1 protein-coding gene is annotated in these 1,141 nt (G+C 29.3%); it reads right to left on the bottom strand.

Annotated elements, in window-relative coordinates; translation table 11 throughout:
• Positions 1-124: 124 nt before the first annotated feature.
• A complete protein-coding gene (locus Q3223_RS19395) occupies positions 125-1,087 on the bottom strand; it encodes an XkdQ (RefSeq protein ID WP_407812429.1) in 963 nt (320 codons plus the stop codon).
• Positions 1,088-1,141: the final 54 nt, after the last annotated feature.

The following is a 1,141-nucleotide window of genomic DNA, read 5'->3' as shown; positions in this document are numbered from 1 at the left end:
ACCATTCACCTTAAGACCATTTGTTGTTATTTCTGCAAGTGAACAACCCATTCCAAAGACTCCATCATTAACACTTTTATTCATTTTTTCTTTTAATATTCTAGCAACTCCATTGAATCTAGCATCAGTCATTGTTATAAAATTTCCTCCTTATATAATCTAAAGTTCCTATATTGAGCTTCATTTTTGGTGTAGAGTCTAATGTATGAGTGACATCTATAACATAGTATTCTCTTCCTTTTAGAGATACCTTGTCACCTGCTCTTATTCTGTTTATGTCTACTGCACAATCAACACTTATTGTTTCTTCACCCGAATTAAACATTGCTTCTGCTGCTTTCTTAGCTTCTTTTGCATTAGTTATCTTTTCATCTTGTTTAATCTTTTGTAGAGTTCCATACTTATCTGAGTCCTTCTTATATGTGCCAATGATAGGTGCTTTTGTATTTTCATCTTTACTCTTACCTAGCACTTTTACGGAAGTTACTGCATCATTAAAACTACTTGTAAAGTTTGCATCTTCTAATATACTATCTAATTTATATACATTTGCATTAGTTCCAAGCTTAAATAATTTCAATTTATTATCCATTCTTACTCTAAATAAATCTCCACCCTTACTAGCTGTTTCTTTTAAGTCTTTTTTAATCATATCTAGTATGTTAGTCTTATGTATTACTTTAGCAAGTTTCTTCCCTGTATTAGCTAGATTGTAGTAAGGTATATTCCATTGTTTACAGTAATATTCAATTCTCTGTGTTGCTATATTTTCTTTAAAACTATATTGTTCTTCTGATTCTTCCATATATACTGTTCTTTCTCTACAAGACAATATCAGTTTCTTACTTTTTTCACTTCTTCTAGTTTCCCATATGACTCCATCAAAGATTGTTTCTTCTTTTTTACTCTCATACGCAATGTCAATTAGAACTATTTTATCACCTTTTTTAATATTTATATCTTGCAAAGTTTTAGTTTCTATTAAGGATACATCCATTTTATATGCAACTCCATCTATAGCTTCACTTAATGTTATTCCTTCATTAAAATTTGCAATGTCATATTTTCCATTTAGTATTATTTTCATTTGCTAGGTATCACCAACTTTTGTCCTTTTTTTATTACATTTGGATTTTTACCA

It is taken from the genome of Clostridioides sp. GD02367 (assembly GCF_045900275.1).
Classification (GTDB): Bacteria; Bacillota; Clostridia; order Peptostreptococcales; family Peptostreptococcaceae; genus Clostridioides; species Clostridioides difficile_A.
Note: the sequence above shows the minus strand (reverse complement) of the source record. Positions and strands in the feature narration are given on the sequence as shown.